The following is a 23,940-nucleotide window of genomic DNA, read 5'->3' on the forward strand; positions in this document are numbered from 1 at the left end:
CGCTTGCGTGTGTCGTCGCGTCATGACAGGAACGAGCGCGGGGCCGTCACGTGAGCGGCACCGTCGCGAACATCGCATTGACGGCGCGTGCGACGCTGCGCGCCAATGCCGGGTCGCTTGCCAGATGCCCGGCCTGCACGCGTTCGATTTCCGCTTCGGGTGCGGCCCGCGCGAGACGTTCGACGTTGCCGACCGGGCACACGGGATCGTGCCTCCCGTGCGCGGCGAACAGCGGCACGCCGGCTTGCGCGGCGCGTCGCGCGAGCGCGAGCACGCGGCGCTCGCCCAGCCAGCAGTCATGTTGCAGGTAGTGCGCCTGAACCCGGTATTTGTCGATCAGACGGCCGACGGTCTGGTTCGAACGGATCGTGTGGGCGGGCGAGCGGCGCGTTCGCACTGACGCTAGGATCGCGCTTTCGTATGCGTGCCACGCGAGCGCCACTGCGCGCTGGCGGGCCGCGCTCGCGCCGTGACGCAACCGCTGCGCGCAGCGCGAGAGCAGGCGATCCGGCCGGCCGCCGCCGGCCGCTGCATGCAGGCGCCGCCATTCGCGCGGCGCACGCGTGCGGGACGTCATGAAGAGTTCGCGGACTTCGCGTCGCGACGTCAGGAACAGGCCGCGCAGCACGACGCCCGAGACCCGCGCCGGATGCGTGCCCGCATATGCGAGCGCGAGCGCCGCGCCCCACGAGCCGCCGACGACTCCCCAGCGTGCAATGCCGAGCTGCTCGCGCACCGCCTCCAGATCCGCGATCAGCCGGGCGGTGGTGTTGTGGCGCGTGCCGCCGCGCGGCCCCGACGCACCCGCGCCGCGCTGGTCGACGAGCACGACGCGCAAGCGGCTGAGGTCGAACAGCCGCAGGATGCCGGCCTGGCTGCCGCTGCCGGGGCCGCCGTGCAGCACGACGACCGGGTGGCCTTGTTCAGTGCCGGCGACGGCGAATGCGATCGATTGCGCGTCGCGGTGCAGGTGCCGGCGCGCGGGCGTGTCGGGCAAGACCCGCATGGCGGGCGACGATGTGGATCGAGTCGGGCGACGCGTCATGTCGATAGGGTACGAGAGGGGGGAGTCATCGGCGGCGTGGCGGTGGCCGGGCTTGCCCTGCGACAAAGCGAGAAGCGAGCCAGAAACGCGTCAGCCGCGAAGATCCGGATTCGCACGGGTAGTCACGCGTCGGTAAATCACGGTATCACGAAGGCCTGGCCGTCGCGCGACGCGACACGCTCTGCCCGGACGATTCATTACATCGAGCTTTCAATGTATGCCGCGGCGCCGGTGTGGCCCGATGCTTGCTTGCAACGACGGCAAAGAGTCCGGCAGTTGACCGGAAGGATCCCCCGGAGGAGACAATGCGCGATGACGTAGAGCAGGCGGCCGGATCACGGGCCGCGCATCCCGCTGGCTGGCCCGCGCCGTCGATCCAGAAGGCCCACGAGCGCTCGGAGACGTTCGGCCTGCAGGTATCGGCACGGCCCGACTACGACGTGCTGTCGAACGCGGCACTGGTGCTCAAGCGCGAGCAGAGCCGAGTGCTGTGCGTGCACGCGATGCCGGTGATGGAGACGCTGCACGAGCAGATCGTCAACACGCAGAGCATGATCGTGCTGACCGATGCGGAAGGGCTGATCCTGCATTCGATCGGCGACGACGATTTCCTCCGCCGCGCGGAGAAGGTCGCGCTGCGTCCCGGCGCGAACTGGGCGGAGAGTCGCCAGGGCACCAACGCGATCGGCACGGCGCTGGCCGAGCTGTGTCCGATGGTCGTCCACGGCGACCAGCACTTCCTGGCCGCGAACCGCTTCCTGACCTGTTCGAGCGTGCCGATCCTCGATCCGTACGGCGACGCGATCGGCGTGCTCGACGTGACGGGCGACCACCGCAGCTATCACCAGCACACGATGGCGCTCGCGAAGATGTCGGTGCAGATGATCGAGAATCATCTGTTTACGACGACCTTTCAGGAAACGCTGCAGGTGTCGTTCCATGGCCGCCCGGAGTTTCTCGGCACGCTGATGGAGGGGATCGTCGCGTTCACGGCCGACGGCCGCTTCCTGTCGGCCAATCGCAGCGCGCAGTTCCAGCTCGGCATGCCGCTCGCCGCGCTGCGCGCGCATACGCTGTCGTCGCTGTTCGACGTCACCAGCGCGCAGCTGATCGACCGCATGCGCGCGAGCACCGACCGGCACCTGATGCTGAATCTCGGCAACGGCGCGGTGGTCTGCGCGCGCGTGCACTTTCGCCGCGCGACGCTCGCCGAAGGCAGCCGGCCGACCGACGTGCACGACGCGGCGGCGCCGGCCGCGCGCGCGAACGCGGTGCCCGCGCCGGCGGCGGGCACGTCGGCCGGCCTGTCGCGGCTCAACTATCTCGACACCGGCGATGCGCAGGTCGCGTGCGTGATCGCGAAGGTGCGCAAGGTGATCGGCAAGGACATCCCGATCCTGATCACCGGCGAGACCGGCACCGGCAAGGAGCTGCTCGCTCAGGCGATCCACAACGACTCGCCGCGGCGCGACGCGCCGTTCGTCGCGGTCAACTGCGCATCGATTCCGGAGACGCTGATCGAGTCTGAGCTGTTCGGTTACGAGGAAGGCGCGTTCACCGGCGCGCGCCGCAAGGGCGCGATCGGCAAGCTGCTGCAGGCGAACGGCGGCACGCTGTTCCTCGACGAGATCGGCGACATGCCGTATCCGCTGCAGGTGCGGCTGCTGCGCGTGCTGCAGGAGCGCCTCGTCAACCCGCTCGGGTCGACGAAGACGATCGCCGTGGACATCGCGATCATCTGCGCGACGCACCGCGATTTGCGCGACATGATCGCGCAGAACCGTTTTCGCGAGGATCTCTACTACCGGCTGACCGGCCTCGTGGTGCGCCTGCCGCCGTTGCGCGACCGCACCGATCTCGCGGTCGTCGTGCAGAAGATGCTGCAGCGGGAAGCGTTCGCGGGGCCGGGCCGGCCGCCGCTGTCGGTCGCGCCGGACGTGATGGAGTTGTTCGTGCGCTGCACGTGGCCGGGCAACTTCCGCCAGCTCGGCAACCTGCTGCGCACGGCGGCCGCGATGGTCGACGACGACGGCGAAATCCGCCGCGAGCACCTGCCGGACGACTTCTTCGACGACCTGCGGCGCGGTGATGCGCAGCCCGTGCAGGCGGCGCCCGATTCGCTTGCCGCGGCGAGCGCCGGGCCTGGCGTCGCGGACGCGTTGCCGCTCGCCGACGCGCGCCTGCAGGACGTCGCCGCGTCCGCGATCGCCGCCGCGCTCGCGCGTCATGGCGGCAACGTGTCCGCCGCGGCGCGCGCGCTCGGCGTGTCGCGCAACACGATCTACCGGAAGATGCCGGCCGCCGACGCGGGACGCCATCCGTCGGAAGAGGGCTGACGCGCGGCCGTCGCGCCGTGCGCGACCTGTCACAGCCGGTGTGTCAAGTTGCAACACCGGTGTTCAACGATTCAACACCTGTCACCACTCGCGGACATCGCGTCGCCGGGGTGGCGGACCGCATTCGCGCGAATCGTGTCGGCGATTCGTAAGGTTTCCGCGCCGATGCCCGGACGACGGCCGTCTACCGCCGCGCCGCCGCCGAAATACCGCTTCGGCACGCTCCTTGCTGAAGAGGAACCGACCGCTCGATTGCCGCGGTCGTTCGATTCATCCGGCAACACATCAACTCATCAACTCAACAGGAGACACACCATGCAGTGGACGACACCGTCTTACACCGACCTGCGCTTCGGCTTCGAAATCACGATGTACATCGCCAACCGCTGATCGCCGTGCGTGCCGCCCGTTTCGCCGTGGTCGGCGCGGGCGGCCTCGGGAGCTGACGCCCATGAAGATCAAGATACTCGGCTCGGGAGCCGGCGGCGGGCTGCCGCAATGGAACTGCAATTGCGCGAACTGCCGCCGTGTACGCAGCGGAAGCGGCCACGTGCTGCCGCGCACGCAGTCGTCGATCGCGGTCAGCGACGACGGCATCGACTGGGTCCTCGTCAATGCGTCGCCCGACATTCTTTCCCAGTTGCGCGCGGATCCGGACCTGCAACCGGCACGCGCGATCCGCGACAGCGGCATCGCCGCCGTCGTGCTGTGCGACGCGCAGATCGATCACGTGACGGGCCTGCTGATGCTGCGCGAGCGCTCGACGCCGCTGCCGCTCTACGCGAGCGCGCCGGTGCTCGACGACCTGTCGACCGGCTTGCCGCTCGTGCCGCTGCTCGGCCATTACTGCGGCGTCGCCGCGCATACGATCGCGCCCGGCGAGCCGTTCGCGGTGCCGGCGGCGAGCGGGATCCGGTTCACCGCGATCGCGGTCGACAGCAAGCCGCCGCCTTATTCGCCGCGGCGTGCGTCGGCCGCACCCGGCGACAACATCGCGCTGTCGATCGAGGACGTCGCGAGCGGGCGGCGCGCGTTCTATGCGCCGGGGCTCGCGTCGGTCACCGACGAGGTACGCGCGGCCATGGACGGCGCCGATCTCGTGCTGGTGGACGGCACGTTCTGGACCGGGACCGAGATGATCGATCTCGGCCTGTCGCACAAGCACGCGGCCGACATGGGACATCTCGCGCAGTGCGCGGAACACGGGCAGCCCGGCATGATCGACTGGCTCGACACGCTGCCTGCGCGAACGCGCAAGGTGCTCACGCACATCAACAACACGAACCCGATTCTCGATCCGCATTCCGTCGAGCACGCGCACCTGCGCGCGCACGGCATCGACGTCGCGCACGACGGCATGCAATTCCAGGTCTGACGATGAACGCACCGATCTCCGCTACGGCGTTGCACGCGACGCCCTGGACCGCGACCGAATTCGAGGCGCGCCTGCGTGCGCTCGAATCGCGCTATCACATCCATCATCCGTTCAACCGGCGGCTCAACAGCGGCGCCTGTTCGCCCGCGCAGATCCGCGGCTGGGTCGCGAACCGCTTCTACTACCAGATCTGCATTCCGCTCAAGGATGCGGCGATTCTGTCGAACTGTCCCGATCGCGACACGCGGCGCCGCTGGATCCAGCGGCTGATCGACCACGACGGGCAGGGCGACAACGCAGGCGGCATCGAGGCGTGGGTGCGGCTCGGCGAAGCGTGCGGCCTGACGCGCGACGAACTGTGGTCGCTCGAACACGTGCTGCCCGGCGTGCGTTTCGCGGTGGACGCGTACGTGAACTTCGCGCGGCGCGCGCCGTGGCAGGAAGCCGTGTGCTCGTCGCTGACCGAGATGTTCGCGCCGCAGATCCATCTCGACCGGCTCGCCGGCTGGCCGTCGCATTACCCGTGGATCGAGCCGGCCGGGCTGCATTACTTCCGCAGCCGCGTGCCGCTCGCGCAGCGCGACGTCGAGCATGGGCTCGCGGTCACGCTCGCGCATTTCACGACACCGGACGCGCAGCAGCGCGCGCTCGGCATTCTGCAATTCAAGCTCGACATCCTGTGGTCGATGCTCGACGCCGTCGAAAAGGCCTACCCGTGATGAACGCGATCGAAGCCGCCAGCGGCGTGCCGCTGCGCCCCTGCCTCAGGGGCATGTACCGCCTGCAATGGGAGGCGGCCCAGGATGCGTACGTGCTGCTCTATCCGGAGGGCATGGTCAAGCTCAACCCGAGCGCGGGCGAGATTCTCGCGCGCTGCGACGGCACGCGCGAACTGGACGACATCATCGGCGAGCTCGAGCGCCTGTTCATGCAGTCGGATCTCGCGACCGACGTCTACCGTTTTCTCGATCATGCGCGACTGCGCGGCTGGCTGGACTGACATGACGCCCGACACCCCCCGTCCGTCCGCGCCGCTGTGGCTGCTCGCGGAACTCACGTACCGCTGCCCGCTGCACTGCGCGTTCTGCTACAACCCGGTCGACTTCGCGACGCACGGCGCGGAACTCGACACCGACGCGTGGCGCACGGTCATCAGCGACGCGCGCGCGCTCGGCGCCGCGCAAATCGGCTTCTCGGGCGGCGAGCCGCTGCAGCGCGGCGACCTCGAGACGCTCGTCGCGCATGCGCGCGGGCTCGGCTTCTATACGAACCTGATCACGTCGGGCATCGGGCTGAACGTCGCGCGCATCGAGCGGCTCAAGGCCGCCGGGCTCGACCACATCCAGTTGTCGCTGCAGGATTCGACGCGCGAGCTGAACGATTTCCTGACCAGCACACGCACGTTCGAACTGAAGCGCGACGTGGCGCGGCTGATCAAGGCGCACGGCTATCCGATGGTGCTCAACTGCGTGCTGCATCGCTACAACCTGCCGCACGTGGGGCAGATCATCGAGATGGCGCTCGATCTCGGCGCCGATTACCTGGAACTCGCGAACACGCAGTACTACGGCTGGGCGATGCTCAATCGCGACCAGTTGATGCCGACCGTCGAGCAGGTGCGCGAGGCCGAGGATACGGTCAACCGCTATCGCAAGCTGATCGGCGAGCGCTGCAAGATCCTGTTCGTCGTGCCCGACTATTTCGAGCGCCGCCCGAAGGCCTGCATGAACGGCTGGGGCTCGGTGTTCCTCGGTGTGGCGCCGGACGGCACCGCGCTGCCGTGCCATGCCGCGCGGTCGCTGCCGGGGCTCGCGTTGCCGAACGTGCGCGACCGGTCGCTGCGGGACATCTGGTACGACAGCGACGCGTTCAACGCGTTTCGCGGCGACGACTGGATGCGCGAGCCGTGTCGCACGTGCGACGAGCGGCATGTGGATCATGGCGGTTGCCGCTGCCAGGCGTACCTGCTGGCCGGCGATCCGAATGAAGCCGATCCGGTGTGCGCGAAATCCGCCCATCACGGCCAGGTCGAACAGGCCGTGCAGTTCGCGCGCCGGCGCGCGCCGCGCGACGAACGGCCGCTGGTTTTTCGCAGCAAGGAGAATTCGCTCGCGCAATGCGGCGTGACGTGCGACGGTTGACGGGGCACGGCCGGGACGACGGCAGGCCGCGTCGTCGCCGCGCGTGTCGCTGCCGCCGGCAGCGGCTATCCGCGCTTCGATGCGGTGCTGCGCGATGCGTGGCTCACGCGCCGCTGCGCCACGCATGTAGAAAACGGCGCGCCGTCGCCGATCCGGGCGCGCGTGCCGATCACGTTCAATCTCGATGAATGACGGGGCCCGTCGCCGCCATTACCCGTCATCCGCCTTCGCCTGCAAATCCTTCAGCCCCTGAATCACGACCAGCAGCGCGCGCCCGTGCTCGTCCGAGCCGTCCCACGCGTCGACGATCGCGTCGCGCAGCAGGTCGTTGTACCGGCGGCGCGACGGCTCCGTGTCGACACCGTAGAAACTGCATAGCTTGTTGAATGGCGCGCTGCGGCGCAGCCGGCGCCCGTTCGACAGCCGAAGGCGCGACACGGTGGGCTGGCTGACCCCGGAAAGTCGCGCGATTTCGCTGGACGAGCGTGTATCTGCCAGCAGGCGGCGCAACAGGTCTTGAACGGGAAAATCTTGGTCCGGGGCTTCCATGCGATGCATTATACCTATACAGTTACGGCTGTTGAATGGGCTTGCTGTCACCAGCGAGGCTGTATCCCGAGAAAGTTGATGACACTGAAACACCTCCCTCCCACGTTCTGCTGGACCAAGATCGGTACCGAGTCCGGCGAGGAACTGCCGACCGTCGTGCTCCGCAAGGAATGGGAGCGCCGGCTCGGGGGCGGGCGTTTTCTGTGGGGCATCAACCAGCCGCTCGGCAGCAGCGCGCAAGTCGCCGCGCATCGCACGGGTTCGCTGCTCGCGCTGTTTTCGCCGGTCGCGTCGCGTCCGCGCGCGGGCGAGCGCAAGGACGCGCTGCTGTGGAATGCGTGGGTCGACGCAAGCGGCCAGGTGCGGCCGTTGCCGCCGCATACGTTCATCGCCAGCCGCTCGACGTTGCCGTCGGGCCGGCGTCGCGAGCAGCACTACGCACTCGTGTGCGCGTCGTCCACCGCGCTGACGGTCGGCACGCAGTTGCGCGTGTTTCCCGACCACCTGCGCAGCGTGAGCACCGGCAAGCCGCTGGGCGCCGCGCAAGGGGCGGCCGTGGTCGACTGCATCGGGCGGGCGAAGGAGCAGACGGGCAAGAGCTATCCGCTCGCGCTGTCGGTCGAGCTCGAAGCACCGTATTTCGTGCGGCTCGCGCAGCCGTGCGTGCTGAAGGCGCGCGATCTCGCGGAAGTGAACAAGGCCACGCGCGCGGGCGATTTCGATCGCTTCGTCGAGCTGGTCGCGCGCTTGCGCGGCCGTTCGCCGACGGACGCCGTGCGCGGCGTCACGCGCGATCTGTTCGACGTGCCGCCGCTCGAAACGGCGGCCGCGTATGTGCCGCCCACCCACGTCGCGCGCCTGCGCAACCGGCCGGCGGCCGAGCATCCGCGCGATCTCACCGGCGATCTGTTCGACCTGTCGCCGGGCGAGGCGGCCGCGTTCGCGGGGCTGGCGCATCCGCGCGTCGGGCGCGCGTGACGCCACGCGCGTAGCCGTTCGCGCAAGAATTTGTTGCAATCTCGCCGTAGCGGCTCGGCGAGCGCGGAGGGACAATCGGCACGAAGCGCGCGGTGCGGCGGCCGATGCGTCGACACGCGACGGGTCGTGGTTCACGCCGCCGACATGCGTACCACGCACACTGAGCGTCGGCGTGCTTCACACTGCAATCCTGAGGGAGGAGTGTCGATGTCGACCCACATCTGTTCGCCGGAAGCACGGGCCGCACAACGCTTCGTCGAAGCGACGCGCAACGTCGATCAGGCGTTTCGCGCGGTGCGCGGCGAAAGCGACGACGACGGCTCGTCGGCCGAATACGCACGCGCGATGTCGCGTCTCGATCGCGCGCTCGACGAGCTGGCGCGTGCACAGGAATTCTTCGATCGCGTCGTCGGCGCGGACACCACGCACGACAACTGACCGGTTCGCCGCTTTCGTTTGCCACGCGCGTCGGGCGACGCGCGTTCATCTTCTTGCCGGGCGCGCTGCGCGGCATGCCGGTTCGTCATCCTGTTTCGACTTTCGTCGACTTTCGACGTCAGGCTTTGCCGTCTCAGGCGGTAGCCGCGCCTCGGCCCGCGCGCGTCATGCCCGGCGCGGCGGGCGTGGCACGAACGCGTAGCCGCGATGCTGGAACGACGTCGCGAAGAACCGCATCTGATAGCGGATCGCATTCGCCCAGTAATCCCACGTATGGCCGCCTGGCCGCTCCGCATAGTCGTGCGGCACGCCGAGCGCGACGAGCCGTTCGTGCAGTGTGCGGTTCGAGCCGACGAAGGCATCGTCGCGGCCGCAATCGATCGTCAGGTCGAGATGCGCGCGCACGAATGACCGCGCGCTTTCGACGATCACGTTGCGGTTCCAGAACGACGGATGGCGGTCGGGATCGCCGAACACGTGGGCGATCCCCGGCTCCTCCGTGCAGCAGCGCGGATCGACCGCGCCGCTGATGCTGCCGACCGCGCCGAAGGTGTCGGGGCGGTCGAGCGCGATGCGCAGCGCGCCGAAGCCGCCCATGCTGAGCCCGGTGATCGCGCGTGCGTGCTGGGTCGCGATCGTGCGGAAATGCAGGTCGACGTAGGACACGACTTCGTCGCCGATGAAGGTCTCGTAGCGGCTGCCCGAATCGAACGGGCTGTCGATGTACCAGCTTTCATGTCCGCCGTCGGGCATCACGAGGATCACGCGGTAGCGGTCGGCCAGCGCGGCGATGTGCGTGTTCGACGTCCAGTCGGTATGGTCGCCGCCCGAGCCGTGCAGCAGATACACGACGGGGTAGCGTTCGCCGTGGTTGTCGTGCGCGTAATCGTCGGGCAGCACGATGGTGGCCTTGAGCGTCTCGCTCATCGCGGCGCTCGGGATCGCGACGACCCGCGCATGGAATGCGAACGCAGGGGGCGTGACGGCGAGCAGCAGAAGCAGCCAGAAGGTACGTGCCAGGCGCATCGATCCTTGCATGTGTCGACCCAGTCCGGCCGGATGCCGGGAAAACCCTGTTGCGACGACTCTAGCAACCGCGCCTTTCAACCATATTTCGGCGAATCCTACGGGTTGTCAGGCGGCCGGCTTGCATACGATGCGCGCGAGGGCGGCGCGCAACGCATCGGGCCGCTCGGCCGCGATCAGGTGGCCGCAGCCGGCGATCGTGTCGAAGCCGGCGCAGCGGGCGAGCGCGTATTCGGGCACGTGCCAGCCCGCGCGCGAGCGTTCGCCGGCGATCAGCCAGACCGGATGACGCTCGAACACTTGCGCGAGCGCCGGCAGGTAACCCGCGTCGCCGGTCGTCTCGACCACCGAGCGGCCCATCGCGCGCAGCGTCGATGCCGGCTGATGCGCGAGCCAGCGGCGTGCGTCGTCGAGCTGACTCGGCGACGGTGCGTCGATCGCGCCGCGCAGCCAGTCGAGCGGCGCCGCGCGCAGGCCGTCGAGCATCGCGTCGGCTTCGTCGGGCGTCATGCGCCCGACCGATGCGGACCAGAACGCATCGTCGAGCGTGAAATTGCCTTCGACGTTGACGATGCGCCGCACGCGTTCGGGGTGCGCATGCGCGAACAGCATCGCGATCGCGCCGCCGACCGAATGGCCGACGACATCGACCGGCTGCATGCCGACGTGCATCTCGACGGTTTGCCGCACGTGCTCGACCTGTGCGGCAAGCGAGATCGCGTCGGGCGGCGTGGCGCGATGCGCGCCGTAGCCGAGCAGGTCGGGGCACAGATGCGGGCCGTGCCATCCGCGCACGTCGAACGTGCCGATGAAGCCGTGAATGAAGACGACGGGCGTGGGCTGGATCATGCGGCGTGTGCGGAAGGAAGCGGCGGCAATTCGAGTTCGGCGAGCAGTTCGTCGAGCTCGAGCAGGTGCGTGCGGTCGTGGTCGAGCAACTCGCGCACGAGTTCGTCGAGCGACATCCGGCGAATGCCGTCGCGCAGCCCGCAGCGTGCGAGTTGCGATGGGTCCAGCGTGGCCGCGGTGGCGCACAGCGCGGCGCGGCCGCTGCGGAACGCCGTGACGGCGAGATCGAGCGGCTGCGCGAGATAGTCGCGTTGCGCGGCGAGCGCGGTGCCGTCGACGGATTCGATCACGGGCAGCTCGGCCGTGCGCACGGCGTCGATGCGTGCGGCGAACACCGCATCGAGATCGCGCAGGTGGCACGCATGTTCGACGAGCGAGAAGCCGGTGCCGGCCGGGCGGCGCGTGGCCAGCGCCGCCGGTACATGCGCGGCACGGGCGGCGAGCCGGGCGGGCATGCGGGCCAGCGCGGCGGCGACGTCGGCGAACGGCAGCCGCTGCGGGTGCGCGGCGAACACCGCGCCGTAGCTGAACAGCGCGCCGCCGAGCCGCCCGCGCGCCTGCACGACCTCATGGCCGTGGCGACGCATCACGTCGGCGACCATCGCGCCGCAGAACTGGCGGGCCGTCGTGTCGGCTTCGACTTCGGGGAATTTGCGTACGATCTCGTCCTGGATCGCGCCGATCGCGGCGACGCCGACGCGCGACAGCGCCGCGAACTCGAGATAGCGCTCGGGCTGCTCGATCAGCGCTTCGAGCTGGGCGCCGAGCGCGGTCGAGCGGAAACGGTCGAAACGGGAATGCATGACGAAGCCCTGCCGAGTAACGTGACAAAACGATACGTTACTCGGCAGGGCTTCGTCAACGGGCTCGTCCGGGCGCGTGCGAGATTCGCGTGCGCCGCCCGCTTGCGGTTCAGGACTTCTGCCGGGCGTCGACCTCCGCACGCATCCGCGCCTCCTGCTCCTGCAACTCCGGCGTGAATGCGTCGCCGAAATCTTCCGCCTCGAACAGCGGGCGGATCTCGATGTCGGAGTCGCCGGGCATCGGGTTCGGGCAGCGCTTCACCCATTCGACCGCTTCTTCCATCGATTTCACTTGCCACAGCCAGTAGCCGGCGACGAGTTCCTTCGTTTCGGCGAACGGGCCGTCGATGACGGCGCGGCTCTTGCCGGAAAAGTGCACGCGTTTGCCGTGGCTGCTCGGGCGCAACCCGTCGGCGGCGAGCAGGATGCCGGCTTTCACGAGTTCTTCATTGAAGCGGCCCATTTCGGCCATGATTTCGGTGTCGGGCATTTGGCCGGATTCCGAATCGGCGGTGGCTTTGACGATGACCATGACGCGCATTGTCGTATCTCCTTGAACGTGAATAGGACGTTTGCCGGCGGTGCGACGGCAAAACGATCGGTTACGACAACACGACGCGCGACGGCGACGCGAATCGACATCGCGGGTAAAAAAATTCAGCGGCGATCGGAATGGCGAGGGGCGCCGTGTCGGCAATGCGTCAGGCCGCGTCGGCCTGCGCATCGAGCACGCTGCGGATCCGCGCGGCGAGTTCGTCGCGCCGGTAAGGTTTGCCAAGCAGCATCACGCCGGGGTCGAGCCGCCCCGCATGGAAGATCTCGTCGCGTGTGTAGCCCGAGGTGAACAGCACCGGCAACGGCGGCTTGCGCAGCGCGGCGCGGCGTCCGAGTTCGCCGCCCTTCACGCGGCCCGGCATGATCACGTCGGTAAACAGCAGATCGATCGGCGTCTCGCTGTCGAGCACGCGCAGCGCGGCTTCGCCGTCGGACGCCGTGATGACCTTGTAGCCGAGCTGCGCGAGCATGTCGACCACCGTCAGCCGGACATCCGCATCGTCCTCGACGACGAGGATCGTTTCGCGGCCGCGCATCGCGTCGTGCTGCGGCGTGCGGGCAGGCTCGTCGGCCGCCTCGTGGCAGCGCGGAAACGTGAGGCGCACGGTGGTGCCCTGGCCGGGCGTGCTGTCGATCGACACGTGGCCGCCGCTCTGCTTGACGAAGCCGAACACCATGCTGAGCCCGAGCCCGGTGCCTTCGCCGTCCGGCTTGGTCGTGAAGAAGGGTTCGAAGACGCGTTCGAGCACGTCGGCCGTCATGCCGACACCCGTGTCGGCGATCTCGAACGTCACGTATTCGCCGGGCGGCATCGGCGCGCGGCGCGTGCCGGCCGCGGGGCCGGGCTGCGTGCTGTTGTATGCGGCGATTGTCAGCGTGCCGCCGCCGCGCATCGCATCGCGCGCGTTGATCGCGAGGTTCAGCAGTGCGTTTTCGAGCTGGTGCCGGTCGGCGAGTACGTTGCCCACGTCGGGCGACAGCGCGGGGACGATTCGCACCGCTTCGCCGAGCGCGTGGTGCAGCATCTCGTGCATGCCGTCGATCAGCCGGCACGGGTTCAGCGTGGTCGGCGCAAGCGGCTGGCGTCGCGCGAACGCGAGCAGGTGCGACGCCAGTTGCGCGCCGCGCCGCACGGCGTTGTTCGCGTTCTCGATCCGTGGCTGCGCGCTCGCATGTGCGCCGAGTTCGACGGAGAGGATCTGCAGGTTGCCGCTGATCACCTGCAGCACGTTGTTGAAGTCGTGCGCGATGCCGCCGGTCAGGCTGCCGATCGCTTCCATCTTCTGCGCGTGACGCAACTGTTCCTCGATCGCCGCGCGCTCGGCGATCGCGTCGGTCACGCGCTGTTCGAGCGTTTCGGTCAGGTTGCGCAGCTCGGCATTGGATGCCTGCAGCGCCGCTTCCGCGCGATCGCGATGGCGCGTGGCGAGCACGCGCTCGGTGGTCTCGACGACGACGGCGAGCACGCCGCCCGGCGCGCCGTCGTCGTCGGGCAGCGGGCTGTAGTGCAGATCCATCCACACGTCTTCGGGGCGGCCGCTGCGCAGCAGCACGAGCGCCTTGTCGCGATAGGACAGCGTGCCGCCGGCGAGACAGGTGTTCATCACGTTGCGGTTGAAATCGGCGACTTCGGGCCAGCCGAGTTCGACCGGCTGGCCGAGCAGATACGGATGGCGGCCGCCGGCGAACCCGGCATACGCGTCGTTGTAGATCATGTAGCCGGGGCGGCCCCACAGCATCACCAGCGGCAGCGGCGAGGCAAGCACGGCGCGGACTGCCGCGACGAGGCTGGCGGACCAGCCGTCGATCGGGCCCAGCCCGGTGGCCGACCAGTCGAATGCGGTAATGCGTCGGGCCATGTCGCCCTGCCAGCCGGGGCAAGCGTGATGCTGCGCGAACAACTCGACATGCATGGAAGCGCTCCGATGAGGACATGCGGCCGCGGGCGGTGCGGCAGGTCGCGTAAGCGTGGTCCATTTTAGAGCAGATCGATCCGCGCGGCCGCTGTCACGGAGCGCCTCGGCAAAACTGGTATGCTGGTCCACACCACGTTTACGCGGAGGGCGCCATGGCTGCTAAGGAAGTCTCGAAGAAGAAGTACCTGAAGATCCTGAACAAACGCCTGCGTGCGGAGCCGGCGGCCCCGGCCGGCGCGTCGTTCGTCTTTTTCCCGCTGGGTGCGAAGGCCAAGCACGCGACGGGCGTCGTGTCCGGCGACGCGCGCAGCAAGCGCGAACTGGCGGTGATGGCCGCGGTTCAGCGCAAGGCGGCCGAAGAGTTCATCGTCGCCGGCGCCTGACCGGCCCCGGCCGTCGCGCCGCCGGAAGACCGCCGCCGCGGCTTACGCGGCGCGGCTTCGCGATGAGCGAGCGCGCCGGCGAGCACGCGCGGGATGTCGTGCGCGATCACCGGCCGTGCATCGGCAGGGCGATGTCGAGATCGAGCGCGTGGATCCAGCGCGCTCGCCAGGTGCGGGAGCGACGGCAGGTAGGCCGAGCGTGCGATCGAATCGACGATCGCCGGCAGCGGGTCGTCCGTTTCCTCGTCGCCGAAACGCATCAGGATGTCCGACGACAGCAGCAGCGTGTACGCGGGCCAGGCCGGTGATCAGGACGCCTTGTCCGCCGCCGTCGCCGGATACCGGCCGTTGCCGCCCGCGTCGTCGCCTGCCGCCAGTTGCTCCAGCGCGAGGCCCTTCGTCTCGATTCCCAGTGTCCACACGGCGATGGCCGCCGCGACGAACGACAGCGCGCCGAGCGTGAACACGCCGCCCTGGCCGAACACCGGCAACACGACGCCGACCACGTAAGGCCCGATCAGCGAACCGACGCGACCGATCGCCGACGCGAAGCCCGAACCGGTCGCGCGTGCGCCGGTGCCGTACAGCTCGGGCGTGTACGTGTACAGCGCCGCCCACATCCCGAACAGGAAGAACTGCATCGCGAGGCCCGTGACGATCAGCAGCGTCGTGCTGCCGCCGTACAGCGCGCTCTGGCCGTATGCGTACGCCATCGCACCGCCGCCGATCAGCGATGCGATGCAGGTCGGCTTGCGGCCCCAGCGTTCGACGAGCCACGCGGCGCACAGGAAGCCCGGCACGCCGCCGAGCGAGATCAGCACCGTGTAGAACACCGATTTCGTGACTTCGAAGCCGGCCTGCTGCAGCAGCGCGCCGAGCCACGACGTGAGGCCGTAGAAGCCGAGCAGCGCGAAGAACCACAGCAGCCACACCATCACCGTGCGGCGACGGTACACGCCGCTCCAGATCTCGCGCAGCGCGCCGCGACCGCGTGCGGCGGCCGGCTCGGCGAGCCGCGACGGCGGCGGCAGCGTCGTGACGCCGGCCGAGCGCATCACCTTCGCCTCGATCGAGTGCATCACCGTGTCGGCTTCCGCGTGCCGGCCCGCATGTTCGAGCCAGCGCGGCGATTCCGGCACGATGCGGCGTACGACGAGCACGAACACGGCCGGAATCGCGAGCAGCGCGAACACGGTGCGCCAGCCGAACTGCGGCAGCACGAAATACGCGACGATGCCGGCCGTGATGAAGCCGAGCGGCCAGAAGCCGTCCATCAGCGCGATCAGGCGGCCGCGTTTCTCGGTCGGCACGAATTCGGACAGCAGCGTCTGCGCGACCGGAAACTCCATCCCCATCCCGATGCCGAGCAACACGCGATAGACGATCAACGCGTCGACGCTCTGCGCGGTCGAGCACAGGTACGACGCGGCGCCCCACAGCACCATGCTCCACTGGAACACCGGCCGACGGCCGAAACGGTCGGCGAGCAGGCCGGCGACGGCCGCGCCGAGCACCATCCCGAAGAAGCTCGCGCTCGCGACGAGGCCGGCGGCCGCGGTCGACAGCCCGAACTCCTTGCGAATCGAGCCGAGCACGAACGTCATCGTGCCGAGGTCGACCGAATCGAAGAAGAACGCGATCGCGATGATGAAGAAGATGCGCTTGTGATAGCCGGAGAACGGCAGGCGTTCGAGCCGGGCGGCGGCGGAGGCGGGAGCGGTGGCGGCGGGCATGGCGTCCTCTGAAATGAAAAAGGGGCCGCGCAGCGCATGCTCCAGGGCCCCGATGCTTCGTATTCAGTAGACGCGACCACAAACTGCCGCATCGGAGGAAAAGCGCCGCCCGCTTGCCGAAATGCGTCATCGGCGGGCGGCGCGTGACGCCAGGCAGCGTTAGTTCTTCAGCTTGTAGCCGGTGCGGAACATCCACGCGACGATCGCGAGCAGGATCACGAGGAACAGCGCGGTCGCGGCGAGGCTGATCCACACGTGCACGTCGGCGATCCCGTAGAACGACCAGCGAAAGCCGCTGATCAGGTAGACGATCGGGTTGAACAGCGTGACCACGCGCCACGCGGGCGGCAGCATGTCGACCGAGTAGAAGCTGCCGCCCAAGAACGTGAGCGGCGTGATGATCAGCAGCGGCACGAGCTGCAGTTTCTCGAAGCTGTCGGCCCAGATGCCGATCACGAAGCCGAACAGGCTGAACGTGACGGCCGTCAGCACCAGGAACAGCACCATCCAGAACGGATGCAGGATGTGCAGCGGCACGAACAGGCCGGCCGTGGCGAGGATGATCACGCCGAGCAGGATCGACTTCGATGCGGCCGCGCCGACGTACGCGATCACGATCTCCCAGTACGACACGGGCGCGGACAGGATCTCGTAGATCGTGCCGGTGAAGCGCGGGAAGTAGATGCCGAACGACGCGTTCGAGATGCTCTGCGACAGCAGCGACAGCATCACGAGGCCCGGCACGATGAACGACCCGTAGCCGATGCCGTTCACGTCGCTGATGCGCGAGCCGATCGCGGAGCCGAACACGACGAAATACAGCGACGTCGAGATCACCGGCGCGATGATGCTCTGCATCAGCGTGCGGCGCGTGCGGGCCATTTCTGCGCGGTAGATCGCGCGGATTCCATGCCAGTTCATGGGTCAGGCTCCTTGCACGCCGTTGCGGCGGTTGTCGATCAGGCTGACGAAAATGTCCTCCAGCGAGCTCTGCGTCGTGTGCAGGTCGCGAAAGCCGATGCCGGCCGAGCCGAGCGCGTTGATCAGCTTCGCGATGCTCGCGTCGTCGCGCTGCGAGTCGTACGTATAGACGAGCGCGGCGCCGTCTTCCGCGCGTTCGAGACCGAACGGCGCGAGCGCGGGCGGCACCTCCGCGAGCGGCTGCTCGAGTTGCACAGTCAGCTGCTTCTTGCCGAGCTTGCGCATCAGTTCGCGCTTTTCCTCGACGAGCACGAGCTCGCCACCGAGGATGATGCCGATCCGGTCGGCCATCTCTTCGGCTTCCTCGATGTAGTGCGTGGTCAGCAGGATCGTCACGCCGCTTTCGCGCAGCGAATCGACGAGCTTCCACATGTCGCGGCGCAGTTCGACGTCGACGCCGGCCGTGGGTTCGTCGAGGAACAGGATGCGCGGCTCATGCGACAGCGCCTTCGCGATCATCACGCGGCGCTTCATGCCGCCCGACAGCGTCATCAGCTTGTTGTCGCGCTTGTCCCACAGCGACAGCGCCTTCAGCGTCTTCTCGATGTACGCGGGATCGGGCGCCTTGCCGAACAGGCCGCGGCTGAACGACACGGTGGCCCAGACGGTTTCGAACGCGTCGGTGGTCAGCTCCTGCGGCACGAGGCCGATCATTTCGCGGGCCGCGCGGTATTGATCGCGGATGTCGTGGCCGCCGACCGTCACGCGGCCTTCGGTCGGCGTGACGATGCCGCAGATCGAGCCGATCAGCGTCGTCTTGCCGGCGCCGTTCGGCCCGAGCAGCGCGAAGATCTCGCCGGGGCGGATGTCGAGGGTCACGTGCTTCAGCGCCTGGAAGCCGGACGCGTAAGTCTTGGAGAGGTCGGAGACGGAAAGGATCGGTTGCATGCTCACGGATGGCACGGCCGCCCGGCGCGACGGCGGGCGCCGCGCGTGCCCGGCGCCGCCGCCGCTGCGAAGCGGCCGGGACCGGGGACGGCATGGCGAACGGGCGTCATGTCGAACGGCAGGGTAGTGCGGGATCGCGGGACCGCCATATTAGCAATCGGCAGATCGAAATGCATTCTGATGGAAAGGCTGGGCTGGACTGGCGCCGGATTTGCGGGAATTGCGGTGATATCGCTCAACGATTTGGCGTTTTATTTGAATGATGCGAATAATCCGGATGGTTTTCCGCGAATCGGGCCGCGAGCGCGTTGCCGCTCGACGGGCGGGCCGACTGTGCTGCCTGCCGTCCCTCGCGCCGTACCGGGACGGCACGCGTGGCGCTCGCGATAATGCGTGCCTTTCACGGTGATACGGAGCGGGGCGCATGTCTTTGATCGATTTCAAGTCCGTGGCGGACGCGCAGGCCGCCGCATGGAAATCCACGATCGTCGGCGAAGTCGGGCCGGCCCGGATCAAGGTGCTGCGCATGGATGCGCAGCCTTACGAAGCGGAAGTGCACGACTACAACGAGGGGCTGCTGGTGCTCGACGGCACGCTGAGGCTCGAGGTCGAGGCGGAAACGGTCGTGGTCGGCGCCGGGCAGATGTATCTCGCGCGCGCCGGCACGCGCCACGCGGTGCTGCCCGGCAGCCACGGCACGCTCGCGATCATCGACGTATGAGGTGCGCCGCAACATGCGTGCGGGCCGCCGAGGGCCGGCTGGCCTGGCTCGGCGCGGATTGTCGTCCGTCGTTCAAACGCGTGTTCCATGGTCCGTGTATTTGTCTGAGCAAATAAAATGAAGGCTGTTTGAAAATCTGTCAAATACCGTATGAACGCTAGGATCGCGCGGTTTCATCCGTTTGGAACTCTGCATCCATTTACTTGTGGGAATGGTCCGATCATAGTCTCGACAAACGACGCATCACGATAACGAATCAAGCGTACGTATGGAGACCACACCATGAGACGCCTATCCGCGGGGCCAGCCGGACTGCCGTTTCCCGATTTTTCGCTGAATGCAGGCGCGACGCAGGTCGCGTGCCTGCCTCGTCACCACGCCGTGTAGCGGCGAACCGTAGCGACAAGCTACTTTCCGTTTCGATCGTTCCGACGGCGCCGTGCCGCATGACGGCGCTGCGGGAGCGCGCTCGTCTGCCGCCGCGGCATGTGCCGCATCTGCCTGACCGGCATCGCGGCGGCCTTGCGTGCATCGTCATGCGCCGCGCCTTCGTGCGGCGGCGCGATACCAACCGGCGGGCCATGCAGCCCGGCCGGACGAGACTTGTCGTACCTGAAAAGGAGGGGTTGATGATTTGCATTCCTGAATGGCGGAAGGCGGTCCTGTCGTGCGCGGTACTGGCGCTGCCGTTCGTCGCCGGTTGCGGCGGCGGCGACGATCCGGGGCCGATCACCGTGCCGCAGTGCTCGGGTAGCGCCTGCGGGCCGAGCGGCGCCGACACGACGCCGCCCGTCGTGACGAAGCTGTGTCCCGACGCGCTCGATTACACGACGACGTACACGGGCGGCGCCGGCAGCGGCGAATACGTGAAGGTGAAGTTCGACACGACGAAGCTCACCTACCAGCTGCAGTTCATCGAATCGTCGGTGCCGACCTCGGCGGGGCAAGTCAACAACACGCGCGCGGGCCTGACGATCAGCGGTGCATTCCATCATCCGACTAATCTCCCGACGGCCGAGCAGAACCGTTGCGCGTTCGTGCTCGACAGCGGCGCGACGAGCGACGGCGCGTATTCGGTGACGATCAACCGCGCCGACCCGCCGATGCTGTTCGTCGGCAATGGCGTGGTGGGCGGCGGGATTCCGGGGGCGACGATTGCGTTCGCCGGTATCCCGCTGCTTCCGGGCATCACGCTCGGCGTCGTACCGTCGCGCACCTTCGATTTCTATCCGTTCATCGGCTTCACCGACACGGAGACGGACTTCAGGAAAGTGGCGGGCAACTACAACGAGGTAGGCATCCATCTGTCGCCCATCGGCGGTGACGGTCAGAGCCCGACCGGGGCGGTCGGCTGGGAATCCGACGTCGTCAACTGGAATCAGACGTTGAACGCGGACGGTTCGTGTTCGATCACGCAGGGCAGCGACTACTCGTGTCAGACGACCGGGACGCCGTGGGCGCTGCGCAAGAACGCGGACGGATCGGCGGACAATGTGTTCGTGAGCAATCCGGCCAGCGGGGCAGGGTATCCGATCGCGGGACAGGGCTCGACGCTGATCATTGCACCGAGCCAGGCGAAAGGCATCATGATCGTCGGCAGGCTGAACGGCGTACTGGTGCCGATCGTGATTCGTGTCGGCTACACGCACGTCGATACGGTCAATCTGCTCGCATCGGTCGCCGATGCCGAAGTCGGCATCTCGATGCTGTCGTCGACGAAAGCGATTGCCGCGAACTCCCTGAAGGGCGGGTACATCGGCGCGACCAGCGCCTCTGCATGCGGCATCGTGACATCCAGCGGCCAGGGGAACAAGTTGGCGTCGGCGGGGCCGAGCTTCAACCCCAACGTGCCGCACCCGGACCTGCCCGGCATCTTCGCCAACAACGCCTTCTATTCGGTAGCCGGCAGTTGCAACGACGGCACCGCGGTGTCGACGCTGGCCGCGAACTATACGTCCACGCTGTTCCAGGGCAGTACCGCGGCGTTCATCGATCCGCAGACGTCGTCGGTCACCTCGCAGTTCGCGCTGGACTATACGCAGGCCACGCCCGGCAAGATCAAGGTGACGGCCGCGCAGGACTTCAACGCGAAGGGCGCGAACGGCAACGCGGCGATCTTCGGCAAGGGCGACACGGGCTGGCTCGTGACGGCCGGCAACGTCTACGCGATGGTCGTCAACAACAACAAGGTCAACCCGTTCTTCACGATCGGCGCGTTCGTCCAGTAACCCCGCATTGAACACGTCACACCGGCGGCGCATGCGTCGCCGCCGGTGAATCGAATTTCAAGAGGATTCCTATGAATGTGAAACATTGGATGGTCGCGGCGTCGCTCGCGCCCGTGCTGGCCGCCTGCGGCGGTGACGGCGACCCGCCGCCCGCGCCGGTGGTCCGGCTGTGCCCGCAGACGATCGACTACAACACGGTGTTCATCGGCGGCTCCGGGTCGGGCGAGCTCGTGAAGGTGCAGCTCGACACGACGAAGATGACGTACCGGATGACCTACCTCGCGTCGCCGGTGCCCGCCACCACCGGTACCGTGCAGCCGACGCGCGACACCGCGCCCGCGAACGTGGTCGACGGCACGCTGGCCGACGAGACGGGGCTGCCGACGGTGAAGCTGAACCAGTGCACGTTCCGGATGCAGAACGCGAGCCTCGACCCGAGCCGGCCCGCGCGGCTGTTCCTCGGCGAAGGCGTGCTGGGCGGCGCGATCCCCGGCGCGACGATCCAGTTCGACGGCGTGATCGGCGTCGGCAAGATCACGAAGACGACGTTCCCGTACTACCCGTTCATCAGCTTCTCGTCGCTGGAAACCGACCTGACGAAGATCGCCGGCACGTACAACCAGCTCGGCTATCACCAGGTGCCGTCGCAGAACTTCCAGCCGGTGGCGCTCGACCAGCAGGTGACGATCAACGCGGATGGCAGCTACACGGAAACCGACAACTTCGGCAAGAAGAACGGCGGGCAGCCGCTTGCGTCGAGCGCGACGGTGAATCAGCCGTTCACGCTGCGCCCCGATGCGCCGGCATTCCAGTCGCTGAACTACCAGCCGCAGATTCCACCGACGCTCGCCGCGCTCGATCCGGCGAAGGCCGGCAAGGGGATCCTGATCGTCGGCAAGCTGCGCAACCAGCTCGTGCCGATCTTCATCCGCACCGGCGCCGCGAACGCGGACCTCACGCAAGGCCCGCCGAGCGCGGACGACGAATCGGGGATCTCGTTCCTGAGCCCGCGGACGGCGATCGCGCAGGGCTCGCAGGACGGCGAGTACACGGGCGTCGACAGCGCGTTCAACTACCGCGCGACCGCGCTCGTTGGCGCGCAGGCCACGCTGCTCGATCCGTTCAACGCATCGCAGGCCGCGCTCACGCGCGCGCTGAACCTCGACTACACGCAGAAGGTGCCGGGCGTCGTGACGACCGTGCATGCGGATGCGGCGTCGGGGCCAGCGACCGGCAAGTTCGTGTTCACCGGCGGCGTGTTCGGGTTCCTCGACATGGCCGATACGAGCAACCCGTACTTCACGGTCGGCGCGTTCGTGCAGTGACCGCGTGTGGATGGAGACACGGCGGCGCCGCGCGCGAAGGCGCGGCGCCCGGACAGAATGAGGGGGAGACTTCATGAAGAAGCTGATTGTCGCGGGTGTCGTCGCAGGCGTATCGACGCTCGCATCGGCCCAGCAGGCGGGCGACAACGTCGCGACGCTGGGCTGGCTGCACATCATGCCGCAGGATTCGACCAACGGGCTGACGACGAATCTCGCGAACATGCCGATCAACGGACCGTTGCGCCTGCCCGGTTCGTTCACGTCGCCGGGCACGAGCCTGACGGTCAACAACGCCGATACGGTCGGCCTCACGCTCACGCACTTCTTCACCGATCACATCGCGGTGACGTCGGTGCTCGGCGTGCCGCCGGAATTCACGCTGACCGGACACGGGGTGATCAAGCCGCCTGGCCCGGCCGGCGCGCTCGGTTCGGTCAACATGGACAATCCGGCGAACCAGCCGGCCGTGAAGAACGCGCGGCAGTGGAGCCCGACGATCATTCTGCAGTACTACTTCAATTCGTCGACGGCGAAGTTTCGTCCGTTCGTCGGGATCGGCGTGGCCTACAGCTGGTTCAGCAACATCGAACTGAACGGCAACTTCGCGAGGGACATCAACGAGAACCTCGGCAGCGTGCTCGCCGCCGGCGCCGGCAAGCCGGGGGCAACGTCGGTGGAGGGCAAGGCGTCGTCGTCGTTCACGCCGGTCTACAACATCGGCGCGAGCTACGCGATCGACAAGCACTGGGGGCTCACGGCGACGCTGACGTACATGCCGCTGAAGACCTACTCGTCGCTCGTGATCAAGGCGGCCGACGGGTCGACGCTCGCGACCACGCGCACGAAGTTGAAGGCCGATCCGCTGATCACGTTCGTCGGGATTTCCTACAAGTTCTGAGCCGACCGGCGCGCATGACGCGTGCCGGCGGCTTCCTGCGACCGGCTGGCCGGATCGTTCCGGCCGGACGGTCGCGTTCCTGGCGGCGTGCCGCCATTTGTGAAGAGAGGGGGCAGTTCAAATGAGCATTCGCAAAATCGTATCGCTTGTTGCTGCAGTGGCTTTCACCGCGGTTTCGGCCGCGCCTGCTTTCGCCGTCACCGTTTCGCGTGCCGACGGCCAGCCGATGAATCCGAACGGCGAGCCGTTCTCGGCGACGGGGCTCACGAATCTCAGCAAGGGATCGATCAACGCCAGCTGTACCGCGACCTTCAACGGCACGATCACGTCGACCGGCATCGTCAACATCACGTCGACGACGTTCGCGGGCGGCGCGACGTGCGGCCTGATCAGCGGCAGCGCGAGCAGCACGTCGCCGTGGACGGGGCAAGCCGACAGCACGACGCAGCTGTCGATCAACAACGTGAAGGTCAACGTCACGCTGCTCGGCACCTGCGGGCCGAGCAAGGTCGTGACCGCGTGGAGCGACGCGAACTCGTCGCTGGCGTTCAACAACTCCGTGCTGACGCCGGACTGCACGGTGACCGGTACGGTCCTGACGTCGCCGAAGTTCCACGTGCAGTAAGCATCGCGCGAGCGAAGCGGGAACCCGCCGCGCGCGAGGGCCGTGCATGCGGTATGCGCGGCGGGTTTTCGCGGCTTCGATGGGTTCGCGCCGTCGCGCGTATCGGCGCGGCGGCCGGATTCGTCCGACAGCGTGGTCGTGTATGCC

25 protein-coding genes are annotated in these 23,940 nt (G+C 67.8%); 14 read left to right on the forward strand and 11 right to left on the reverse strand.

Annotation, left to right across the window (positions count from 1 at the left end):
* Nucleotides 1-46 precede the first annotated feature (46 nt).
* On the reverse strand, nt 47-1,045 hold the full coding sequence (locus DTA15_RS15065; protein ID WP_012493536.1) for an alpha/beta fold hydrolase: 999 nt from the start codon (nt 1,043-1,045) through the stop codon (nt 47-49).
* A 305-nt stretch (nt 1,046-1,350) separates the two neighbouring features.
* Here DTA15_RS15065 and DTA15_RS15070 point away from each other — a divergent pair, with 305 nt between their 5' ends.
* From DTA15_RS15070 to pqqE, 6 genes are all read left to right on the forward strand, one after another.
* Nucleotides 1,351-3,381: a sigma-54-dependent Fis family transcriptional regulator gene (locus tag DTA15_RS15070; protein WP_012493535.1), complete on the forward strand. Its 2,031-nt coding sequence runs from the start codon at nt 1,351-1,353 to the stop codon at nt 3,379-3,381.
* Nucleotides 3,382-3,696: 315 nt separating this feature from the next.
* On the forward strand, nt 3,697-3,771 hold the full coding sequence (gene pqqA, locus DTA15_RS15080) for a pyrroloquinoline quinone precursor peptide PqqA (protein ID WP_006485436.1): 75 nt from the start codon (nt 3,697-3,699) through the stop codon (nt 3,769-3,771).
* Between the two features lie 61 nt (nt 3,772-3,832).
* Nucleotides 3,833-4,756: a pyrroloquinoline quinone biosynthesis protein PqqB gene (gene pqqB / locus DTA15_RS15085; RefSeq protein WP_006485431.1), complete on the forward strand. Its 924-nt coding sequence runs from the start codon at nt 3,833-3,835 to the stop codon at nt 4,754-4,756.
* Between the two features lie 2 nt (nt 4,757-4,758).
* A complete protein-coding gene (pqqC, locus tag DTA15_RS15090; RefSeq protein WP_006485426.1) occupies nt 4,759-5,475 on the forward strand; it encodes a pyrroloquinoline-quinone synthase PqqC in 717 nt (238 codons plus the stop codon).
* Complete coding sequence (gene pqqD, locus DTA15_RS15095) at nt 5,475-5,756, forward strand: pyrroloquinoline quinone biosynthesis peptide chaperone PqqD (protein ID WP_006480620.1); 282 nt, start codon at nt 5,475-5,477, stop codon at nt 5,754-5,756. The genes pqqC and pqqD overlap by 1 nt, the downstream gene beginning before the upstream one ends.
* A gap of 1 nt (nt 5,757) precedes the next feature.
* The gene (pqqE, locus tag DTA15_RS15100) at nt 5,758-6,897 is read left to right on the forward strand and encodes a pyrroloquinoline quinone biosynthesis protein PqqE (RefSeq protein ID WP_006485434.1); all 1,140 of its coding nucleotides are present in this window, start codon (nt 5,758-5,760) and stop codon (nt 6,895-6,897) included.
* A gap of 210 nt (nt 6,898-7,107) precedes the next feature.
* Here pqqE and DTA15_RS15105 read toward each other — a convergent pair whose 3' ends face one another.
* Nucleotides 7,108-7,446: a helix-turn-helix domain-containing protein gene (locus DTA15_RS15105; RefSeq protein WP_006493567.1), complete on the reverse strand. Its 339-nt coding sequence runs from the start codon at nt 7,444-7,446 to the stop codon at nt 7,108-7,110.
* A 78-nt stretch (nt 7,447-7,524) separates the two neighbouring features.
* On the opposite strand from DTA15_RS15105, the gene DTA15_RS15110 reads away from it, so the two are divergent.
* Nucleotides 7,525-8,424 carry a hypothetical protein gene (locus DTA15_RS15110; RefSeq protein WP_006485430.1) on the forward strand — a complete coding sequence of 300 codons (900 nt, stop codon included), beginning with the start codon at nt 7,525-7,527 and terminating at the stop codon, nt 8,422-8,424.
* 207 nt (nt 8,425-8,631) lie between these two features.
* Nucleotides 8,632-8,862, forward strand: a complete 231-nt coding sequence (locus DTA15_RS15115) for a hypothetical protein (RefSeq protein ID WP_006485435.1) — start codon at nt 8,632-8,634, stop codon at nt 8,860-8,862.
* A 165-nt stretch (nt 8,863-9,027) separates the two neighbouring features.
* Here DTA15_RS15115 and DTA15_RS15120 read toward each other — a convergent pair whose 3' ends face one another.
* From DTA15_RS15120 to DTA15_RS15140, 5 genes are all read right to left on the reverse strand, one after another.
* The gene (locus DTA15_RS15120; RefSeq protein ID WP_006485432.1) at nt 9,028-9,888 is read right to left on the reverse strand and encodes an alpha/beta hydrolase; all 861 of its coding nucleotides are present in this window, start codon (nt 9,886-9,888) and stop codon (nt 9,028-9,030) included.
* A gap of 108 nt (nt 9,889-9,996) precedes the next feature.
* The gene (locus DTA15_RS15125; protein ID WP_006485429.1) at nt 9,997-10,737 is read right to left on the reverse strand and encodes an alpha/beta fold hydrolase; all 741 of its coding nucleotides are present in this window, start codon (nt 10,735-10,737) and stop codon (nt 9,997-9,999) included.
* Nucleotides 10,734-11,540 (reverse strand): DinB family protein, encoded by an 807-nt coding sequence (locus DTA15_RS15130; RefSeq protein ID WP_012493534.1) that lies wholly within the window; start codon nt 11,538-11,540, stop codon nt 10,734-10,736. The genes DTA15_RS15125 and DTA15_RS15130 overlap by 4 nt, the downstream gene beginning before the upstream one ends.
* 109 nt (nt 11,541-11,649) lie before the next feature.
* Complete coding sequence (locus DTA15_RS15135) at nt 11,650-12,081, reverse strand: YciI family protein (protein WP_006481960.1); 432 nt, start codon at nt 12,079-12,081, stop codon at nt 11,650-11,652.
* A 160-nt stretch (nt 12,082-12,241) separates the two neighbouring features.
* The gene (locus tag DTA15_RS15140; protein WP_006481958.1) at nt 12,242-14,008 is read right to left on the reverse strand and encodes an ATP-binding protein; all 1,767 of its coding nucleotides are present in this window, start codon (nt 14,006-14,008) and stop codon (nt 12,242-12,244) included.
* A gap of 155 nt (nt 14,009-14,163) precedes the next feature.
* On the opposite strand from DTA15_RS15140, the gene DTA15_RS15145 reads away from it, so the two are divergent.
* The gene (locus tag DTA15_RS15145; RefSeq protein ID WP_006481962.1) at nt 14,164-14,394 is read left to right on the forward strand and encodes a hypothetical protein; all 231 of its coding nucleotides are present in this window, start codon (nt 14,164-14,166) and stop codon (nt 14,392-14,394) included.
* On the opposite strand, the gene DTA15_RS15150 is transcribed toward DTA15_RS15145, so the two are convergent.
* The 4 genes from DTA15_RS15150 to DTA15_RS15165 all read right to left on the reverse strand — a co-directional run bounded on the left by DTA15_RS15150 (nt 14,352) and on the right by DTA15_RS15165 (nt 17,996).
* Nucleotides 14,352-14,654, reverse strand: a complete 303-nt coding sequence (locus DTA15_RS15150) for a hypothetical protein (RefSeq protein ID WP_006481965.1) — start codon at nt 14,652-14,654, stop codon at nt 14,352-14,354. The genes DTA15_RS15145 and DTA15_RS15150 overlap by 43 nt on opposite strands.
* Nucleotides 14,655-14,702: 48 nt before the next feature.
* Nucleotides 14,703-16,127 (reverse strand): MFS transporter, encoded by a 1,425-nt coding sequence (locus DTA15_RS15155; protein ID WP_006481961.1) that lies wholly within the window; start codon nt 16,125-16,127, stop codon nt 14,703-14,705.
* 159 nt (nt 16,128-16,286) lie between these two features.
* Nucleotides 16,287-17,048, reverse strand: a complete 762-nt coding sequence (locus DTA15_RS15160; protein WP_006481964.1) for an ABC transporter permease — start codon at nt 17,046-17,048, stop codon at nt 16,287-16,289.
* Nucleotides 17,049-17,051: 3 nt separating this feature from the next.
* A complete protein-coding gene (locus tag DTA15_RS15165; protein ID WP_006481959.1) occupies nt 17,052-17,996 on the reverse strand; it encodes an ABC transporter ATP-binding protein in 945 nt (314 codons plus the stop codon).
* Between the two features lie 424 nt (nt 17,997-18,420).
* On the opposite strand from DTA15_RS15165, the gene DTA15_RS15175 reads away from it, so the two are divergent.
* The 5 genes from DTA15_RS15175 to DTA15_RS15195 all read left to right on the forward strand — a co-directional run bounded on the left by DTA15_RS15175 (nt 18,421) and on the right by DTA15_RS15195 (nt 23,793).
* Nucleotides 18,421-18,717: a cupin domain-containing protein gene (locus DTA15_RS15175; protein WP_006482698.1), complete on the forward strand. Its 297-nt coding sequence runs from the start codon at nt 18,421-18,423 to the stop codon at nt 18,715-18,717.
* 629 nt (nt 18,718-19,346) lie between these two features.
* Entirely contained in the window at nt 19,347-20,945 is a 1,599-nt protein-coding gene (locus tag DTA15_RS15180) for a DUF2957 domain-containing protein (protein ID WP_012493533.1), read from the forward strand.
* Between the two features lie 71 nt (nt 20,946-21,016).
* A complete protein-coding gene (locus tag DTA15_RS15185; RefSeq protein ID WP_006482703.1) occupies nt 21,017-22,270 on the forward strand; it encodes a DUF2957 domain-containing protein in 1,254 nt (417 codons plus the stop codon).
* A gap of 73 nt (nt 22,271-22,343) precedes the next feature.
* Nucleotides 22,344-23,168 carry an OmpW/AlkL family protein gene (locus DTA15_RS15190; protein ID WP_006482693.1) on the forward strand — a complete coding sequence of 275 codons (825 nt, stop codon included), beginning with the start codon at nt 22,344-22,346 and terminating at the stop codon, nt 23,166-23,168.
* A gap of 121 nt (nt 23,169-23,289) precedes the next feature.
* Entirely contained in the window at nt 23,290-23,793 is a 504-nt protein-coding gene (locus DTA15_RS15195) for a PraA/PraB family alkane oxidation protein activator (protein ID WP_006480638.1), read from the forward strand.
* Nucleotides 23,794-23,940: the final 147 nt, after the last annotated feature.

The sequence above is a fragment of the Burkholderia cenocepacia genome (genome assembly GCF_900446215.1).
Classification (GTDB): domain Bacteria; phylum Pseudomonadota; class Gammaproteobacteria; order Burkholderiales; family Burkholderiaceae; genus Burkholderia; species Burkholderia cenocepacia.

Excerpts from the sequence above, each read along its gene's own strand:
- DTA15_RS15175 (WP_006482698.1), top strand. The coding sequence starts at position 18,421 with ATGTCTTTGATCGATTTCAAGTCCGTGGCGGACGCGCAGGCCGCCGCA.
- DTA15_RS15185 (WP_006482703.1), top strand. The coding sequence starts at position 21,017 with ATGAATGTGAAACATTGGATGGTCGCGGCGTCGCTCGCGCCCGTGCTG.
- DTA15_RS15135 (WP_006481960.1), bottom strand. The coding sequence starts at position 12,081 with ATGCGCGTCATGGTCATCGTCAAAGCCACCGCCGATTCGGAATCCGGC.
- DTA15_RS15180 (WP_012493533.1), top strand. The coding sequence starts at position 19,347 with ATGATTTGCATTCCTGAATGGCGGAAGGCGGTCCTGTCGTGCGCGGTA.
- DTA15_RS15190 (WP_006482693.1), top strand. The coding sequence starts at position 22,344 with ATGAAGAAGCTGATTGTCGCGGGTGTCGTCGCAGGCGTATCGACGCTC.
- pqqB (WP_006485431.1), top strand. The coding sequence starts at position 3,833 with ATGAAGATCAAGATACTCGGCTCGGGAGCCGGCGGCGGGCTGCCGCAA.
- DTA15_RS15150 (WP_006481965.1), bottom strand. The coding sequence starts at position 14,654 with ATGCGTTTCGGCGACGAGGAAACGGACGACCCGCTGCCGGCGATCGTC.
- DTA15_RS15070 (WP_012493535.1), top strand. The coding sequence starts at position 1,351 with ATGCGCGATGACGTAGAGCAGGCGGCCGGATCACGGGCCGCGCATCCC.
- DTA15_RS15065 (WP_012493536.1), bottom strand. The coding sequence starts at position 1,045 with ATGACGCGTCGCCCGACTCGATCCACATCGTCGCCCGCCATGCGGGTC.
- DTA15_RS15130 (WP_012493534.1), bottom strand. The coding sequence starts at position 11,540 with ATGCATTCCCGTTTCGACCGTTTCCGCTCGACCGCGCTCGGCGCCCAG.
- DTA15_RS15140 (WP_006481958.1), bottom strand. The coding sequence starts at position 14,008 with ATGCATGTCGAGTTGTTCGCGCAGCATCACGCTTGCCCCGGCTGGCAG.
- DTA15_RS15110 (WP_006485430.1), top strand. The coding sequence starts at position 7,525 with ATGACACTGAAACACCTCCCTCCCACGTTCTGCTGGACCAAGATCGGT.
- pqqC (WP_006485426.1), top strand. The coding sequence starts at position 4,759 with ATGAACGCACCGATCTCCGCTACGGCGTTGCACGCGACGCCCTGGACC.
- DTA15_RS15105 (WP_006493567.1), bottom strand. The coding sequence starts at position 7,446 with ATGGAAGCCCCGGACCAAGATTTTCCCGTTCAAGACCTGTTGCGCCGC.
- DTA15_RS15120 (WP_006485432.1), bottom strand. The coding sequence starts at position 9,888 with ATGCGCCTGGCACGTACCTTCTGGCTGCTTCTGCTGCTCGCCGTCACG.
- DTA15_RS15115 (WP_006485435.1), top strand. The coding sequence starts at position 8,632 with ATGTCGACCCACATCTGTTCGCCGGAAGCACGGGCCGCACAACGCTTC.
- pqqE (WP_006485434.1), top strand. The coding sequence starts at position 5,758 with ATGACGCCCGACACCCCCCGTCCGTCCGCGCCGCTGTGGCTGCTCGCG.
- DTA15_RS15165 (WP_006481959.1), bottom strand. The coding sequence starts at position 17,996 with ATGCAACCGATCCTTTCCGTCTCCGACCTCTCCAAGACTTACGCGTCC.
- DTA15_RS15125 (WP_006485429.1), bottom strand. The coding sequence starts at position 10,737 with ATGATCCAGCCCACGCCCGTCGTCTTCATTCACGGCTTCATCGGCACG.
- pqqD (WP_006480620.1), top strand. The coding sequence starts at position 5,475 with ATGAACGCGATCGAAGCCGCCAGCGGCGTGCCGCTGCGCCCCTGCCTC.
- DTA15_RS15160 (WP_006481964.1), bottom strand. The coding sequence starts at position 17,048 with ATGAACTGGCATGGAATCCGCGCGATCTACCGCGCAGAAATGGCCCGC.
- DTA15_RS15195 (WP_006480638.1), top strand. The coding sequence starts at position 23,290 with ATGAGCATTCGCAAAATCGTATCGCTTGTTGCTGCAGTGGCTTTCACC.
- DTA15_RS15155 (WP_006481961.1), bottom strand. The coding sequence starts at position 16,127 with ATGCCCGCCGCCACCGCTCCCGCCTCCGCCGCCGCCCGGCTCGAACGC.
- DTA15_RS15145 (WP_006481962.1), top strand. The coding sequence starts at position 14,164 with ATGGCTGCTAAGGAAGTCTCGAAGAAGAAGTACCTGAAGATCCTGAAC.